General features: G+C 68.5%; 18 protein-coding genes and 1 pseudogene. 12 read left to right on the forward strand and 7 right to left on the reverse strand.

The features are described 5' to 3' along the window. Both ACGFNV_RS45245 and ACGFNV_RS45250 read left to right on the forward strand, forming a co-directional pair. The coding region (locus ACGFNV_RS45245; RefSeq protein WP_393631359.1) for an IS6 family transposase at positions 1-571 on the forward strand (571 nt) is incomplete at its 5' end. A 338-nt stretch (positions 572-909) separates the two neighbouring features. Next, a complete protein-coding gene (locus ACGFNV_RS45250) occupies positions 910-1,113 on the forward strand; it encodes a hypothetical protein (protein WP_393631361.1) in 204 nt (67 codons plus the stop codon). 356 nt (positions 1,114-1,469) lie between these two features. Here ACGFNV_RS45250 and ACGFNV_RS45255 read toward each other — a convergent pair whose 3' ends face one another. Next, positions 1,470-1,838: a hypothetical protein gene (locus ACGFNV_RS45255; protein WP_393631362.1), complete on the reverse strand. Its 369-nt coding sequence runs from the start codon at positions 1,836-1,838 to the stop codon at positions 1,470-1,472. Positions 1,839-2,598: 760 nt separating this feature from the next. Here ACGFNV_RS45255 and ACGFNV_RS45260 point away from each other — a divergent pair. Beyond that, positions 2,599-4,236, forward strand: coding sequence for a replication-relaxation family protein (locus tag ACGFNV_RS45260; protein ID WP_393631364.1), 1,638 nt, complete (start codon positions 2,599-2,601; stop codon positions 4,234-4,236). 181 nt (positions 4,237-4,417) lie between these two features. Here ACGFNV_RS45260 and ACGFNV_RS45265 read toward each other — a convergent pair whose 3' ends face one another. Beyond that, positions 4,418-4,585, reverse strand: a complete 168-nt coding sequence (locus ACGFNV_RS45265) for a hypothetical protein (RefSeq protein ID WP_393631366.1) — start codon at positions 4,583-4,585, stop codon at positions 4,418-4,420. A 51-nt stretch (positions 4,586-4,636) separates the two neighbouring features. Between ACGFNV_RS45265 and ACGFNV_RS45270 the strand changes: the two genes are divergently transcribed. Both ACGFNV_RS45270 and ACGFNV_RS45275 read left to right on the forward strand, forming a co-directional pair. Beyond that, a complete protein-coding gene (locus tag ACGFNV_RS45270) occupies positions 4,637-5,596 on the forward strand; it encodes a hypothetical protein (RefSeq protein ID WP_393631368.1) in 960 nt (319 codons plus the stop codon). A 29-nt stretch (positions 5,597-5,625) separates the two neighbouring features. Next, positions 5,626-5,880 (forward strand): hypothetical protein, encoded by a 255-nt coding sequence (locus ACGFNV_RS45275; RefSeq protein WP_393631369.1) that lies wholly within the window; start codon positions 5,626-5,628, stop codon positions 5,878-5,880. A 917-nt stretch (positions 5,881-6,797) separates the two neighbouring features. Here the strand turns inward: ACGFNV_RS45275 and ACGFNV_RS45280 are convergent. Continuing rightward, a complete protein-coding gene (locus ACGFNV_RS45280) occupies positions 6,798-7,787 on the reverse strand; it encodes a hypothetical protein (protein WP_393631371.1) in 990 nt (329 codons plus the stop codon). Between the two features lie 160 nt (positions 7,788-7,947). On the opposite strand from ACGFNV_RS45280, the gene ACGFNV_RS45285 reads away from it, so the two are divergent. The 3 genes from ACGFNV_RS45285 to ACGFNV_RS45295 all read left to right on the forward strand — a co-directional run bounded on the left by ACGFNV_RS45285 (position 7,948) and on the right by ACGFNV_RS45295 (position 11,335). Continuing rightward, entirely contained in the window at positions 7,948-9,546 is a 1,599-nt protein-coding gene (locus ACGFNV_RS45285) for an ISL3 family transposase (RefSeq protein WP_393631373.1), read from the forward strand. A 44-nt stretch (positions 9,547-9,590) separates the two neighbouring features. Continuing rightward, on the forward strand, positions 9,591-10,394 hold the full coding sequence (locus tag ACGFNV_RS45290; protein WP_393631375.1) for a hypothetical protein: 804 nt from the start codon (positions 9,591-9,593) through the stop codon (positions 10,392-10,394). Positions 10,395-10,720: 326 nt separating this feature from the next. Further along, on the forward strand, positions 10,721-11,335 hold the full coding sequence (locus ACGFNV_RS45295) for a maleylpyruvate isomerase N-terminal domain-containing protein (RefSeq protein WP_393631377.1): 615 nt from the start codon (positions 10,721-10,723) through the stop codon (positions 11,333-11,335). Positions 11,336-11,343: 8 nt separating this feature from the next. Here the strand turns inward: ACGFNV_RS45295 and ACGFNV_RS45300 are convergent. After that, positions 11,344-11,499, reverse strand: a pseudogene (locus tag ACGFNV_RS45300) (ATP-binding protein); the annotation flags it as partial. Between the two features lie 123 nt (positions 11,500-11,622). On the opposite strand from ACGFNV_RS45300, the gene ACGFNV_RS45305 reads away from it, so the two are divergent. From ACGFNV_RS45305 to ACGFNV_RS45315, 3 genes are all read left to right on the forward strand, one after another. Continuing rightward, the gene (locus ACGFNV_RS45305) at positions 11,623-12,252 is read left to right on the forward strand and encodes a hypothetical protein (protein ID WP_393631379.1); all 630 of its coding nucleotides are present in this window, start codon (positions 11,623-11,625) and stop codon (positions 12,250-12,252) included. An 89-nt stretch (positions 12,253-12,341) separates the two neighbouring features. Next, entirely contained in the window at positions 12,342-12,719 is a 378-nt protein-coding gene (locus tag ACGFNV_RS45310) for a hypothetical protein (RefSeq protein WP_393631381.1), read from the forward strand. Further along, entirely contained in the window at positions 12,712-12,945 is a 234-nt protein-coding gene (locus tag ACGFNV_RS45315) for a DUF6207 family protein (RefSeq protein WP_393631382.1), read from the forward strand. Before ACGFNV_RS45310 ends, ACGFNV_RS45315 begins: the two co-directional genes overlap by 8 nt. Positions 12,946-12,955: 10 nt before the next feature. Here the strand turns inward: ACGFNV_RS45315 and ACGFNV_RS45320 are convergent, their stop codons facing one another. Genes ACGFNV_RS45320 through ACGFNV_RS45330 form a run of 3 tightly spaced genes read right to left on the reverse strand, consistent with a single transcriptional unit; the run spans position 12,956 to position 14,916 of the window. After that, complete coding sequence (locus ACGFNV_RS45320) at positions 12,956-13,930, reverse strand: DUF4238 domain-containing protein (protein WP_393631384.1); 975 nt, start codon at positions 13,928-13,930, stop codon at positions 12,956-12,958. Between the two features lie 3 nt (positions 13,931-13,933). Continuing rightward, a complete protein-coding gene (locus ACGFNV_RS45325) occupies positions 13,934-14,401 on the reverse strand; it encodes a hypothetical protein (RefSeq protein ID WP_393631386.1) in 468 nt (155 codons plus the stop codon). A gap of 44 nt (positions 14,402-14,445) precedes the next feature. Next, a complete protein-coding gene (locus ACGFNV_RS45330) occupies positions 14,446-14,916 on the reverse strand; it encodes an Rrf2 family transcriptional regulator (protein WP_393631387.1) in 471 nt (156 codons plus the stop codon). Positions 14,917-15,137: 221 nt separating this feature from the next. On the opposite strand from ACGFNV_RS45330, the gene ACGFNV_RS45335 reads away from it, so the two are divergent. Further along, complete coding sequence (locus ACGFNV_RS45335) at positions 15,138-16,223, forward strand: alpha/beta fold hydrolase (RefSeq protein ID WP_393631388.1); 1,086 nt, start codon at positions 15,138-15,140, stop codon at positions 16,221-16,223. Positions 16,224-16,242: the final 19 nt, after the last annotated feature.

A 16,242-nucleotide genomic window follows, 5' to 3' on the forward strand; every position in this document is an offset into this window, starting at 1 on the left:
CCCACGAGTTCGAGACCAACTACTACGCTCAACACCAGCCCCGACCGGCGGCTGGAGTCAACGCATAGAGCCTCCACGGGTCCCGGAGCGGTTCATCTTCATCAAGATCAACGGGAAACAGAAGTACCTGTGGCGGGCCGTCGACCAGGACGGCAATGTCCTGGACATCCTGGTGCAGAACCGGCGGGACAAGGCTGCGGCCAGGCGTTTCTTCCGCAGGCTGCTGAAGAGGACGGGTGCGGTGCCGCGGGTGGTCGTCACCGACAAGCTCCGCTCGTACGGCGCGGCTCATCGCGAGGTCATGCCCTGCGCCGAGCACCGCCAGTCGAAGTACCTGAACAACCGGGCGGAGAACAGCCACCAGTCGACCCGGCAGCGTGAACGGGCGATGAAGGGCTTCCGCTCCGTGGGCGGGGCCCAGCGGTTCCTGTCCGCGTTCAGCGGTATCTCGCCCCACTTCCGGCCCCGCCGCCATCTGATGCCCGCCCACGACTACCGCGCCGAGATGACCGTCCGCTTCGCCATCTGGGAGCAGATCACCGGCGTCGCCGGCCTTGCCACCGCGGCCTGAGCACAGGCCCCCCTCCCAAGCCCACCCTGCCCCGACGCGCCGTCAGGCAGTCACAGCCAACAACGTGACAACGCCACCCAGGGAGGTCGGCGGCCGGGGTCAGGCCCCGCTTACCCACTACGAGCGCGTCACCAGTTTCCGGATGCCACGCCTCCACCATTCGCACTTTTCACCCAAATGGTGCGGGTTCCTCGTAGATCGCGTACCAGCCCTTAGGTCCATGCAGCATGAGCACACCTTAGGGGCGTGCTGTGTGGCCAACCAGATGGCCTAACTGGTGGGCGAGCGCAGCCCGTTGCCTGAAGGCGCTGCGGGCCCTGCGGGAATCCCGCACGGACGTGGAAGCCCTCGATCTCACCGCCGAACGCCTGCGTCATCTCCAGGACGCGTTCACCGAGGCGGCCGACCGGGCCCACACCACGATGAACCGCTACGCGCGCCGCGACGACGCCGAGATGCCGCACCCGGTGCGCGAGGACGACCAGCAGGCGCACCGCCCACAGCAACCCGGACCGCACCGCGGCCGGGATGCCGGCCACTGAGTGGACCCGATGGCGCGCACCCGGTGCGGTGGTGCGCACCGACGATGCGGTGGGCTCCACTCCACCGAGTGGAGTCCACCGCCTGGGAGTGGACGACACCGTGCTCGGCATCCACTCCACCGAGTGGAGCCCACCGAGTGGAGTGGACGACATCAAGGAGAAACGCACCGCCTCCACCCGGGCCCACTCCACCGCACCGCCTCCACCCGGTGCGCACCACTCCCGCGCACCGACCGCACCGGTGCGCGCACCACCGCACCGAGTGGAGGCGCACCGGATGGGCTCGGTGCGCCTCCACCGCACCGGATCGGTGCGCTCACCGCACCGGTGCGCACCCACCCGGTGCGGTGGTGCGGTCAGCGGTGCAGAGCTACCACGTTCTCCACCACCGCACGGGCCCGCGCCACCTGTTCATCGCGCAGCGCCTGCAGAGCCTGGACGGCGTCCGTGGGGGCGTCGGCGAGGACCTGGCCGACGAAGTGCGCGATGGTGCGGGCGATCCCCGGCGCGGCAGTCGCGGGGGCGTGCGTGGCCCACTCGCGGATCGCCATCAGGTAGATGACGCCGACCTTGTCCAGGACGAAGGAGTCGGCGCAGGGGTCGGAGTCGTCGGACAGTGCGGTCACGGGGAAGACGACCAGCTCCGCGATGCCCGGCAGCAATCCCGGCAGCTGCTCCACCTCGGGCGCGAGCCGCGCCGCGGTGGCGTCGTCTCCGGCCTCCACCGCCAGGACGTAGTCGAAGCCGAGCTGGACCAGGTGCGGGGGGCAGCGAGGGAACGATCGGGGACATGGGCAGCTCCTGACGTACGGGCGCCGTGCCGATCACGGCGACGTCCCAGCAGGGTCGGCCCGCCAGCCTGTGGACAGAGGCCAGAGAACTCTCCCCGCGAGCCGAAACCGGCGAATCGGGGCCGCAAGGGCCAAACCGGGCCCCCTTGTCCAGGGTGGTCGGCCCGACCACGAGCCCGACCATGACCCCTTGTCCACCTCTGCTACCGCCCCGCCCGCGACCGTGTTTCTCCTTGACCACATCTGCTACCGGCCACGGTCAGACCGCGGACAAGGGGGTCACCCGCACGCTGCTCCTTCGCAACGACCGCCCCGGCCAGGGCAGCGAAGGAGACGAGACGATGACGACCACCTACCCGAGGGCCCGGCAGTGGCACCGCTCGGGCCGATCACCCCGGAAGGCCGGTCCCTGGCGGGCAAGCCCAAGGGGGCTCCCTGGTTGCCCCCTTCGAAGGCCCCTTGGGAACCCCCTTTGGTGCCCGGCACCCCAGGCCGGAGGAAAACCCCTTGTCAGGGCCGCAATCGGCGCGAAAACTGCGCCGTCACAACCCTCTTCTCCCCTCTTGTTGTCCGTAGTGGAGGAGAGCATCGGGTTCCGGGGGGCCCGGACGCCCTCCCAGGCCGGGCGGGGCCAGCGGCAGCAGCGGCGGCGGTTGGCCGGCGGCCGGTCGCGAGCAACGAGGGAGCAGAGCTGATGGCGGGGAAGAGGAAGAACAACCCGGCGGGATCGACGAACAACTACCGCGGCGACGTGCTGCGCGTGCTCGGGGCACTGAAGGTGGCCACGGCTGATCAGATCCAGCGGATCGGTGCCCCGCACCTGACCTTCCGGCACGCCGACAAGGAGACCCCGTCGAAGCAGAAGCAGGCCCGCACCGCCTCGCACACCGCCGCGCTCTCCGACATGCGCAAGCACGGCCTGTCCGAGAACGGCGGCTCCACCGAGACGGGCGACTCCCTGCGGAACCTGACCACCAAGGGCCTGCAAGCCGCCTCCTACGAGCTGCGGCGCCCGGTGACGGAGATGGGCTCCACCGCGCGCGGCGCGGGCTCCAGCGGGGCCTCCCACCCGATGGCCGTCAACGAGACGGTGATCGCGATGCTGCGCCCGAAGCCGAACATGGCCAGGCTCATCGTCGACCCGCCGCACGTCCAGGCCGCCGCCCAGGCCGCCGTCGACGCACCGGACGGCATCGGCACCATCGCCTCGTACTGGACCGAGGTGTCGCTGCCCGCCACCGGCACGTGGAACGCGCCCGGCAAGGGCGGCGCCCAGGCCGACATCGTGCTCACCGCTCCGCAGGACGGTGTGCCGCTGCTGTTCATCGAGGTCGACAACTGCCACGAGACCGCGGAGGAACTCGCCGACAAGCTGGAGAAGTACGCCCGGTTCTTCAAGCGGAAGGTGAAGGACACCGACGGCAAAGAGCGCCCGATGTGGCGCACCCGCTGGCGCGCGCCGGAAACCTGGTCCGGCGACAAGACGCACCCGCCCGTCCTGCTGGTGTTCAACCGCATCGGCGAGCGCAACCCCAACCGCACCATCCCGCGCCTGCAAGAGCTGACCCGTCACCTGTGGCAGGGGCAGCGGCATACGGGCTTCCACGCCTACGACGGGAGGATTCCGATCATCGCGACCGGCCTGAACCAGTTGCGCGAGCACGGTCCGACTGGCGCCGTGTTCCTCCGCTTCGGCCGTGACCACAAGCAGCACCTGTGGGAAGCGATCGGCAATCCCAGCCGCGAGGCGGCCGATGCCCGCGCCCGAGAAGAGGCCAGGGTCCGACAGGAGGAGTACCAGGCACAGGTTCGGCGGGCGGCCCAGGAGCAGGCGGCGAAGCAGGCAGCCGAGCGCGAAGCCCGTCGTCCCGTCTGCACCGGCTGCGGGGCGAAGTTCACCGACGAACGCTGGGAGGCGGCAAAGGCGACGGACTGGGGCACCCCGAAGGACTCCCACCCGCACCTGTGCGACAGCTGCAAGCAGAAGGCCAGCGCCGCCGTCATCCCAGCGGCTGACACCCAGGAGCGCCAGAAGCCGGTACGCGACGAGGCAGGACCGGACGACTTCTGGAACAACCCCCAGCGCCCCGTCTGCACCGGCTGCGGTGCCGCGTTCACCGACGAACGATGGAAGGCGACCAAGCGCGTCGGCTGGAGCCATTCCCCAGCGAAGCGCCCGTCTCTGTGCGGGGACTGCGACCAGCCGTTCGAGTCCGACTTGGAGCAGACCTGGGGTGTGAGTCACCGGCAGGGGGAGCGCGACCAGGAGCAGAACCAGGCCGTGCCCGAGCAGAAGGCCGGCGGAACCTGGCTCTCACGCTTGCGCAGGTGACCGAGACCGGAGCAGGCTGCCGACGGCAGCCGCCAGGCCGAACGGATGGACTGTAAGGACGAGTAGCTGCTACGGCGCCGAGCACGACCACCCGGGCCCGCAGCCGGACCAGGATTTCGTGAGGCGTTAATAAGGCGCCCCTCCCCGGGCCGGGTGGAGGGGCGCCTTGTGGTTGCGGTGCTCAGGCGTCGGGCTCTTGCCGGAAGTAGTCGGGGGCGAGGTGCCGGAGCCGGTCGTCTTCCTCAGTGACCGGTTCGAGGAAGATGTGCAGGCCGTCATCGAAGTCGCCGTGGTGGTCGTAGCTGAACCAGGAGGCCACCACCCTGTAGCGGTCGCCGCGAAGGAGCACGGGACGGAAAGCGCTACTTCCTGGTCAGAGCCATCTGGCAGGGTGTGGCGTGTGACAAGCGAAGGCGATACGAGCAAGGACAGCGAGGCGTGGGCGATGGATATCCTCGTCCAGTTGCGCCAAGGCAGACAGGAGGCACATGCGCGTCGCGACGCGCTTGCGGCAGCGGTCGACGAAATAGCCGACGGTTTCACGCAACTGGGCCTCAAGCCTTGGAAATCGGAGCGTAAGAGCCCGGCGCGAGAGGACATGCAGGTCCCGGACGTCATGCTCGGTGACCGCGCCGAACCAGCCGCAACGGTTCTCCGGTATGAATCAGCGGTCAACATCCTCAGCGCCGCCGATCAGCTTCGGGGTTTCGCCGTCCTGCTTCGTGCAGAGAAATCGCTGATGGGCGCGGTCTCGGTCGCGCGTGGTGTCTTCGAGGCGTGTCTGTGGGCTACAGCGGTAATCGACCCGACCATCAGCACTGACGAGCGCCTGCAACGTGCCCTGACGCGTCGCCTCGCACGACTCTCGGCAGGTATCCGTCTCAGGAAAATGCTCGGCGGCGATACCGATGCCGACCAGCTCGTTGAGAACGACGGCGACGTGGATGACGCGCACGGGACCAACCGCGATCCTGCGAAGGACATCAGCGACATCTTGGCTTACGCCAAGGACCGGGGCTGGCCTGTGAAGAGGGGCCGTCGCACCTCCGAGATCACACCCCTTTCGATTGACTGGCTCAGCGAGAACCTTGAGCGCCGTATCGGCATCGAGGGGTACGCCTGGACGAGCGGCTCGTCGATGGCTCACGGCGAGCATGCTGCGGACACGGCGGTGTGGGTTGAACTGTCCCAGGACATCGGCACAGCTCCGGCATGGTTGATCCAGTTGTGGTCGAACGGTGCTTGGGCGGGACCGCGTCTCTTCCTTGCAACGCACGCCGCCTACACAGGGAAGGGCAGCCTGCGCCGCGAGTATCAGCGGTTCGAAGAGTTGTTCTTGAGCGGGGCCGGCAAGAGCTGAGGCCCTGGAGATCCATACAGCATGCCCTCATGCGCTACGCCCGCCGTCCTCGCTGCACCGAGTGCAAGGCAGCGTTCACGTACGAGCGATGGCAGGCGGTGGAGTGCACTGGCTGGGACGCCTCCCTCCGAAAGGCCCGTCCGACCCTGTGCGGGGACTGCGACCAGCGACATGGGACCGACTGGGAGGAAGCCTGGCCGAACGCGACGCGCCAGGAGCAGGAGCAGGAGCCGGCCGTGCCGGAGCAGAAGGCCACCGGCTGGCTCTCGCGCCTGCGCCGCTGAGATGGGCACGCCTCCCGACCAGCCGCGCTTCTCCTTCTGGCAAGGACCAGCCCGGCGTATTGGATGGCTACGACGGAGAAGGCACGTCATGCTGGAAGCGATCGATGCGAGGGGGGAAGCGTGAGCCGCGGGCAGACGGAAACTCTTGACGAGAAGCACCAGCGCTTGCTGGAAGCTTTCGTGTTGAGGGCCCGCAGGGTGGAGGAGCATTCGCTGGCCGCCGACTGGGACGCCCTTGTCGAGCTGACCCGCATGAGCATCAACGTCCGTGTCGACCGCGGCGAGGTCCGGATCTCGTACGAGCTCCCGCCCGAGGAAGTGGTCGAATCTGCGGCAGCGCGTATCAGGCCAATTCTGCTGGAGCAGGAGGACTGTTTTCACATGAAGGCGCTCTCGGCTCTGGGCTACACCTGTCGAGCAGCGCCACAAGATGCGGCGTGGATACGGGCCGCACGCGCTGAGTGGCGGACACGGGTAAGCCCCTCCACGCGCGACGAATCCGGCTATTGGGTCATGGTCGCTGACACGTCCACGGGCGAAGAGCGTGACCTCGATGCGCATGGGCTGGCCATGGCCTGGATCTACGGAGACGTGGTGCATCACGATCCAGAGCGACGCAAGGAAGGCGACACCTTCGGACTGCGCGATCGGTTTCGCGCCGCTGTGCCCCTGGTGGCCTGGGCGATGGTCGGCACAATCGAACTCCTTAATTTTGTCCGGGCACTGAACGAGGCCGGGATGCTGAAACTTCGACAGGAAGTGTTCGACGAGCAGGTCGCCTTGAAGTCGACCGTGTGGGAAGAACGTGCCGAGATGTACTACGCGCCCGTCGGCGCTCAACCTCCCGTGCTTGCGAGCTCTCCCATGCCCGAGGGGTGGCTCCCTCTGAGCAAGGCATCTGACCTGTCGGTCTTCCGTCACCGCATTGCGGGACAACTCTTGAACACGGAGCGCTCACCATCTATGACGTACCTCCCCTCACCCGAAGAGATCGAAGCCGCTCGCACGCCCGCCGGCGGTTGGAAGCGAGACCAGCTCGCCGCTTGGGGCGTGCCGTGGCCCCCGCCGAAGGGCTGGAAGGACGAGCTGGCCGAACGCTGGAAGGCCGCCGGCCCGGATGGCCCACCGGCGCCCACGCCCGCCCCGGCGCCGGCCGACTTCTCCCAGGAGACGTTCGACTTCGGCTGACCGACGACAGCGGGGCCGGACAGGATCATCCTGCCCGGCCCCGCTGCTCGTTCCTGCTGCTCACCGGCTGAGGCGGATGCGCGGTCCCACACGAACTCGAGGTCGTCCAGGAAGACCGTCTCCAGTTCCTTCTCCCACTGGCCGCGCAGGAGGAACGGGGCGCTCTCCATCCGCTCCACGATGACCAGGGTCTCGGGCTGTCCGATCAGCGCGTACCGGCCGTGCGAGGCGGGCTTGCTGCCCGGCCCGTGCGTGCGCAGCATCTCCTCCAGGCGGGCGTGGTGCTGCTCCACGAACGTCTCCAGGCGCTCGATGTACCCCTCGCGTTCCTCGGGGCGCACCGCGCTCAGAGCGACGTCCAGGAAGTCACCGCCGTCCGGCCAGTGACGCTCGCCTGGTGCGGCCACGGCCCACGGGAAGCGTTCCGCGGCCGCCAGGACGTCCTTCGCGTCCAGCGCCGGGGCCGGTTCCTCCACCGGAGTCTCCTGCGGGGCGGGGGAGGCGGGCTGCTGAAGGTGGGTGACCAACATGACGCTGGACGCGGCGAGCCCCCGCCTCGTGGTGGCGGTGGTGTCGGCGATGCGCAGCAGGTAGCTGGCGACGTCGCGGACTCCGGCGTGCCAGCCGTCCTCGAAGCGCTGCTCGGATCCGTGCGGGGCGCTGCTCTCGGAGTTCCAGGTGTGGGCGCCGGCCACCGCCCCGGCCTCCAGCTTCGCCACGATGTCGTCGGCCTGCTCGTGGCTGTGCCGGTTTCTTCGAGCTCTGGTCCACTTGGTGTGGCCGCGTACGCAGCGTGACTGTCGATCTCATCGTGACGGTGGCTGAGATAGCCCGAAAGTCGCCTGCCCGGTGTGCGGTGTGGTCGACAGTGCTGCCCCGGTGAACGAAGTACGGCCGCAACTCGAAGAGTTGCTGTTCTCCTCGTTGGAGAACGTGTTGGTGGAGTCGGTCGAGACGGCCGGCATGGTCGTCCGGGTGGCGGCAGCGAGCACTGCCCGGCAGGTGGCCTGCCCGGGCTGCGGGAGCCTGTCAGGGCGAATACATGGTTCCTATCTGCGGTTTCCCCGTGATCTGCCGACGGCGGGCAAGTCCGTGGTGGTCTCTTTGAGGGTGCGCCGGTTCCTCTGCGCGGAGAGCTCTTGTCCGCGCAGGACGTTCGTCGAGCAGGTGCCGGGACTGACCCGCCGGTTCGCCCGGCGGACGGAACGGCTGCGATCAACGCTCATATCGGTCGGCCTCGCGCTCGCAGGCCGGGCTGGGGCCCGCATGACAGACGTCTTCGGGGCGCCCGCCAGCCGCAATACCTTGCTGCGGCTGATCGCCTCGCTCCCGGACCCGCCATGTGTCACGCCGCGAGTGGTCGGAGTGGACGAGTACGCCCAGCGTAAGGGCCAGATCTACGGAACTGTGCTTGTCGACGTCGAAACCCGTCGTCCGATCGATCTCCTGCCCGACCGGGAGGCCGACACTCTCGCGGCCTGGCTCGCCGAGCGACCCGGCATCGAGATCGTCTGCCGCGACCGCGCCACCTTCTTCGCTGACGGCGCCACCCGCGGTGCCCCGCAGGCCCTGCAAGTGGCCGACCGGTGGCACCTTTGGCACAACCTGGGCGAAGCCGTCGAGAAGTGCGTCCACCGGCACCGCGACTGCCTGCGCCCCACGCCGGAACAGCCGGAGGAGCCCCAGGAGGAGGCGGAACCGGACGCGTCGTCGCCCTGGCCCACAGGACACCGATTCGCCGAACGCACCCGCGCCAAGCACGCCACCATCCACGCTCTGCTCGCCGCTGGACACAGCAAGCGGTCCGTCGCCCGGCAACTCGGCATGACGCTCAACACGATCCTGCGCTTCTCGCGCGCCGCCACCCCGGAGGAGATGTTCACTGGGCAGTGGCAAAACCGTCCGACAAGGCTCGATGCCTACAAGCCTTACCTCGATCAGCGCTGGCAGGAAGGCTGCACCAATGCCTGGAAACTATGGGAGGAGATCAAGGAACAGGGCTATCCCCGCGGTTACGGAGGCGTCCGCGCCTACGTCAGCAACAACCTTCGCAGCAAGCCCCAACCGGCCGGCCCTCGCCCGCCATCGGCCCGTGCCGTCACGCGTTGGCTTCTCACCCACCCCGACGCCCTGCCCGAAAGCGACCGGACCCAGCTCAAGGCCGTACTGGCCAACTGCCCTGAACTGACAGCACTCTCCGAGCACGTGCGCTCCTTCGGCCAGATGATCGCTCACCTTCGCGGCCATCAGTTGCCGACCTGGATCGAAGCGGCCGCCGCCACTACCGACCTGCCCAGTCTTCGACACTTCGCCCAGCACCTCGAACGCGACCTCGACGCCGTCACCGCGGGCCTCACGCTGCCCTGGAACTCCGGAGTGGTGGAAGGCCATGTCAACCGGATCAAGATGCTCAAGCGTCAGATGTTCGACCGCGCAGGATTCGAACTTCTCCGCAAACGCGTCCTGCTTTACACGTGACCCCTGCGCTCAACTCTGGCTCGTCAACGCAATAGCCTCAGTCCGTGAGCCACAGCAGCAGCCAGAACGAGCAGCCTCCCCCTGTCGCCCTCCCGTCCTTGCACGCACTGTTGGACAGCACGAACTGGGGGGCGCTCGCCACAGCCTGCGGGACCGGCGAAGAACTGCCAGCGGCGCTGACACTCCTCACCGACCCCGACCCGGTCATCAGGGAGTCCGCTCTACAGGCTGCGCTGGGGCCCGTGACCCACCAGAACAGCATCTACGAAGCCACCGTGCCCGTGGCGCTCTTCGTCGCGTCCATTCTCAACCATCCGGCCATCACGGCGGGCGACGACAGCACCGACGAGGGCACACAGCACCACCCAACTCTTGTGCAGTTGCTCGATTGGCTCGGCGACACCGCCTATGACGCCGACGACGAGTGCGTCGCCACCGGCGAACGCGTCTTCGACAGGGGTTTCCTGGACGATTACGAGGCGATGCGGGCGTTTCGGGACGCACGCCCGGAGATCTTCTCCGCTGTTCATCCCCTGCTCGGCCATAACGACGCCGCCGTCCGCCACTCCGCCCTGGTCACTGCTATTCCTCTCATCGAGCACCCCCTCCTTGCCCAACACCAAGCCAATCTGGCCGACCACGCCCGACGCCTACTGGCTACCAGCACTGACCGGCGCCACCGAGACCGCGCCCTGGACGCGCTGAGAGTGTGGGGCCACGACACGCGCGAATTGAAGAACGCGTCCGACACCACGGCGCACGAGCATTACGCCCGCCTCAAAGCCGCCCGCGCTTCCTGGGACGGCAACTGGACAGGTGGCGGCCACAGCGACGACCCGCCGTTCTGACACAAGGGCCATGCCCCTCAATCGCCCATTGATTACCCCGCGTGGCCTCGCCACACCAAGTGGACCAGAGCCTTTCTTCGGGAGTCGTTTGTTGGTGACTTCGGGAGTCACCCAGGGAGGTGTCGGCTTGATCAATGTCAGTGCCTTTTGATGTCACTCAGCACGCTCGCGTATCGCAATGCGAGGTATTTGAGCCGTTGTGTCCTCTCGATGTGAGTGCGCTGCGTGGACGGTCGAGCGGCATCGGGCCTCCCCCCTCGGCGGTACTGCGTAATGTTGGGATCCGGACGGATCTTGGGGGGCTTGTGAGTCTGAGGAACGCTTACTTGGAGACCGCCGCGCAGGCCGTAGCGTTGCTGGACGCACCGGAAGTGGCGGCCTCGTGGGAGAAGTCCAGCGCGTTGGCGCAGTGGACTGTCGGTGGTCTGGCCGGCCACCTCGCGTATCAGATCTTCAGCGTGGATCCGGCGCTGGAGGGGCCTGCCTCTGAGCAGGAACCCATCCCTGTGTCGGAACACTATGCGCGGGCCGGGTGGATCGACGCGCCGCTCGACGACGAGATCAGCGCCGGGATTCGAGCGAAGGGTGAAGACATCTCGTCCGAAGGCGTGCGGCGGCTGGTCGAGCGGGTCCATGCCGTGCTCGACCAGCAGCGAACCGGCCTTGAGGAGGTGCATGGCGACTGGGTGGTGTTCATGCCGCAGACAGGGTGGGCGCTGAGCCTGGACGATTTCCTCGTGACCCGGATGGTCGAGCTCGCTGTGCATATGGATGACCTGGCGGTCAGTGTGGGCCTCGGTGCTCCGGAGCTTCCAGGCTCTGCCCTCGATCCCGTGGTTGCGCTGTTGACCGGGCTTGCCGTCCGGCGTCATGGCCAAGTGGCGGTGCTGCGCGCCTTGACTCGCGCGGAGCGGGCACCGGCTGCGATCAACGTGTTCTGAACGTTGCGTCAGCTCGCTTCGGCCTGTTCGGCCTGGGCTTTGGTGTGGGCGAGGCGGTAGGACTCGGTGCCGGTCTGGATGATGGCGCCGTTGAAGGTCAGGCGGTCGACGATGGCCGCGCAGAGTCGCGGATCGGTGAACGTCTTCGTCCCCCGGAAGGCTTGCATGTGCCCCTCGAAGAACGCCTCCTGGCCGCAGGAGGCGAAGACCCGGTGCACTGCCTTGCAGGAGTAGGACAGCCGCATCGAGAACAGATAGACCTTGGTCATCTTGCCTGCGAGCATGACGTGCACGTCGCCGAAGTCGACCTCCGCCCCGAGCCTCAGAGGGGCGACGCGACGCACCCGCCGGTCCTGCTCGTCTTCAACCAGGTCGGCAAGCGGCCCGCCCTGAGCCAGATGAAGAAGGTCGCTGCCCTCACCCGCGAGCACTGGCAGGGCCAAGCGGCCGACGGCTTCCACCTCTACAAGGGGAAGATGCCGATCGTGGCGACCACGCTGGAGCTGCTGCGCGAGCACGGCCCGGCCGGGCCCGCGTTCTGGCGCTTCGGCCGCGAGGACCGGCAGAACCTCTGGGACGCGATCGGCAACCCCCGCCGGGACGCTGCCCTCGCACGCCGCGCCGAAGAGGCGCGACGCCGTCTCGCGCAGGAAGCAGCCGAACGTGAGGCTCAGCGTCCGGCGTGCGCGGACTGCGGGAGCAAGTTCACCGACGACCGGTGGAAGGCCAGCATCGCGGTCGACTGGGGCCGCGGGGACAGTCACCCGCACCTGTGCGACGACTGCAAGGCAAGGGCGCTCGAGGCGGAGCGGCAGGCCAAACAGGCCGAACGCGAGCGCCAGGAGCAGGAGCGCCAGGAGGAGGCGGCGGCGCAGGCCTCGAAGGCCGGCGGCTGGCTCGGACGCTGGCGCAGCTGACCCGGGCAAGCCACCCGGCAGCGCGAGGGCTTGCCCAGGACCGCCTGGGCAAGCCGTCGTTGTCGGTGGCGGCTGCGAGGCTGGACGACATGGACAGCGACGATGAGCAGCTGCTGCGCGGCCGGATCTACGGCACCGACCACGACCACCCGGGCCCGAAGCCGGGACGCAGCTACGCCGAACTGGTCGGCGGACCGCTGGACGGACTGCTGCTCGACATCACCGGCTGGAGGCCGGAGGAGATCGACGACGGTGTCTCCCTCGCCACGGAGCTCGGTCAGTTCGGCCCCGGTGGGCGAGCCCTGTACGACCCGCGCCCCGGCGACCCGGCCGCTGGGACTGGGGCGGCGACAGCCCCTGACGGCCTGCCGCTCGGTCGGGTGAAGACACCGCAGCGGCGGAACTCTCCCCGGGCGCCCGGGCTTAGTGCCGTACATGAATCCGATCAACGAGGTGCACGTGAGTGAGCCGGGCCTGGTCGTCGTCGACGTCGCGGCCGCCGACGACGCCACCGCCCTGGCCTTCCAGCAGCTGCTCGCCGACCGGTGGGCGACGGCGACAGCGGAGCACACGACCCGCGACGCGGGCGAGCCCGGTGTACGGTTGCGCTGCTACCTGGACTTGAGGCAGCCGGTCGGCTCGGATGCTTCGGCCCACGTGCCGCCGAAGGTCTTCACAGAGGTACAGCGATGACGATCGCCTGTCACGTGGTGCGGTCCCCGGCCGGTCGTCGCTGTGCGGCGCGTTCCACGAACGGTCCCAGGTCGCTCTCGGGGTGCATGTAGACGTAGCGGTGGGCGGTGTGGACCTGCACGGCGTTGAGGCGGTCGACGAAGGACTGGGGGACGGTGAGCCTGACGTCCTCGGTGCCCAGGGACAGCATGTGCCGTGGGCTGATGGGAAGTAGGAGGGTCTGGGCGTCCTCGAACGGCATGCCGTAGATGGTGCGGTCTCCCTTCGCGCACAGGGTCAGGGCCGGGTTGTCGCCGATGAGGAACTGGCCGGTCTCGGGCGTGATCACCTCCAGCCGTCGCGTCGACGCCAGGTCCCGCATTTTGTGGAAGTCGTCCTCAATGCGGGTGCGGAAGAGTTTGTCGCTCTCTGTGGACCGTTCGATGAGGCGTTGGGTGAAGGCGCCCAGGGCAGCCGGGCCGGACAGATATAGGCCCGTCTCGCGCAGTGCCTCGAGGCGCAGCTGCTCCGGGTACTGGGTGATCACCTTGGCGGCCAGCCGAGTGCGGGCCCGCTCGACCGCGCCGGTGTGCGCATCGCGGTAGTGGAGCGACCGGATGTAGTGGAGCGCGATCAGGTCGCGCAGCACGGCCACATGACGCGGGTCGGCGAACGGAGTTCCGGCGTGCACGGCGGCGAGCGCCGCGGGCACGCGTCTCTCCACATCACCCCACAGGGCTTCAACGGATGGGGAGTCGACGGCGACGAAGTTCTCCTCCCAGCCGCATCGGCTGGTGGGCATCCGCTTGTGCACGCGTTGCGGGTTGTGCAGGTCGAACGGGAGCAGTTGCCGGCTGCCGCCCTTCGGCTCGGGCATCGTGAACTCTTTGAGCAGTACCTGGGATATGAGGTGCTGCCGCGATGTCGGCTGTGCTGTTCCCACCCGCCGAATTCTGCCAAGTCTCTCTCGCCGCCCGCTCAGAGTTTCCCAGCTGCCACATGTCACCGGTCAGCGCAGCCGGACCACGGTGACGACGGCGTGCCGGGTCGTGCCCGCCACGACCTCCACCACCACGTCGCCGACGGCGGGCGTGTAGGAGTCGCCGGCCTTCGTGAACGCCCGCCCGGCCTGGGGGACCAGGCGCGGGGCCACGATCGAAGACAGCGCTGTGGTCAGCCGTTGGGACAGCGCCACCCGTCCGTCGGGCAGCCGTACGGCGAGCGCCTTCGGGTGCCGGGTGCTGCCGGGGAACCCGACCACGGCCGCGTCGACTGTGTCCGCGTGCCTGATCTTTGCCCAGATCCGGCCCGCCTTGTAGACCCCTCGCAGTGGCTTCGCCACGATCCCCTCTACGCCTGTTCCTTCGAGTGCCGCGTACCAGAGCAGGCCCTCGTTCAGGTCGGTGGTCGACCACACCGGCACGATCGACGGACCGGCGTCGGCGAGCACGTCCAGGAGGACATGGCGGCGCTCCACGGTGAGTCAGCGGGCACCGACCTGCGGCGCGCTCATGCCGTCACCTAGTTCCGAAGAGCCACGCGCGGGATGGCATCGGAGGGAAACAGCGCGAGCGTGTCGCGCAGTACGTCGGCGACGGAGGTCTGTGCCAGGGACTTGCGCAGAGCTTCGGTCGCACGGTCGTAGACGTGGGTGAGGACGGGCTGAATGTTGCAGCCGACGCAGCACTCCGGGTTCGGTTCCGAGGAGTGCAGTCCGAAGACGGGTTCGTCGGGGATCGCCTGGTAGACGTCCAGCAGGGTGATCGAGGCGGCGGCCCGGGCCAGGTCCCACCCGCCGTTCCTGCCATGGCTGACGGTGACCAGTCCCGCGTCCCGCAGCTGGCCGAGGCAGCGTCGGATGACAACGGGGTTGGTATTGACGCTGGTCGCGATCTGCTGCGACGTCCCGATCTCCGCGTCGGTGCCGCGCCGGTCGTAGGCCAGCCAGGTCAGGACGTGCACCGCCAGACTCATGCGGCTGTTCGCGCTCACCTGCGGTTTCCTTCCGTCGGTCGTCACTGGGCGCTGTATGTCTTTCCGCCCCGCCTCAAAGTGTAACCGACTTGACTACACTGTAACTATCATGGTTACAGTTTAGCTCGTGGTTCCCGGCTCCGCTTCCTCGCGGACGCGCCGGGCCGCCGTAGCGGAGCACCTCCACCTCGCCCATGCCGGTACCGGGCGCGACGTCCGGCGCCAGGAAAGAGAACGCCATGAGCAAAACGTCCACATTCAGTGCCCTGGACGACGAGCGGTTCAAGCAGCGCACGCTGTCCGCCAACGGGATCCGCGTGCACGCGGTCGAGGCCGGGCAGGGGCCGCTGGTACTGCTCGCCCACGGCTTCCCCGAGTCCTGGTACTCGTGGCGTCACCAGCTGCGCGCGCTGGCGGACGCGGGCTACCGCGCCGTCGCCATCGACATGCGCGGCTACGGGCGCACATCCAAGCCCACGGCGGTCCACGACTACCGCATCACCGAGCTGGTCGCGGACTGCGTGGGCGTCGTGCACGCACTCGGCGAGTCGCAGGCCGTGATCGTCGGCCACGACTGGGGCTCGGCCGTGGCCTGGTCGGCGGCGTGGACGCGGCCCGACGTCTTCCGCGCCGTAGTGGGGGTAAGCGTGCCCTTCGGTGGGCGCGGGCAGATGGCGCTGCCGGGCAACCCGTTCGGCGAGCGCCGCCCCTCGGAGGTCGAGCGCGAGATCGCCGGACCCGGGCGGCTCTGGTACCAGGAGTACTTCACCTCGCCGGGCGTTGCCGACCGCGAGTTCCACTCCGATCCGGCCGCCTGGCTCACGGGCGCGCTCTACAGCTTCTCGGCCTCGGCGCCCCAGCCGCCCGAGGCGGCCGCTGTCGACTTCACCCAGCTCTCCGACCAGGCCCTGGCCGCGATGCTGCGCGAAGCCGTGTGCATGCCGCCGGGGGTGGGGATGCGCGACGGCATGACGCCGATGCCCGACGACCTGCCCGACTGGCTCACGCAGGAGGACATCGACTTCTACGTCGCCGAGTTCGAGCGCACCGGTTTCACCGGCCCGCTCAACTACTACCACTGCCTCGACCTCAACTGGGAGCTGCTGGCGCCCTACGAGGGCAGGCCGCTGGAGGTGCCGGCGCTGTTCGTCGGCGGCGGCCGCGACATCGCCACCCTGTGGGGACGCACCGCGATGCAGCGTTTCCCGGAGGTCGCCCCGCAGGCGCGCGAGCCGATCGTCATCGCCGACGCCGGCCACTGGCTTCCGGACGAGAAGCCGCAGGAGCTCAACAAGGCCCTGCTGGAATTCCTCGCCGGACTGTAGGACAGGCCCCGGCTCTGCC

The organism is Streptomyces sp. NPDC048751 (genome assembly GCF_043198595.1).
Classification (GTDB): domain Bacteria; phylum Actinomycetota; class Actinomycetes; order Streptomycetales; family Streptomycetaceae; genus Streptomyces.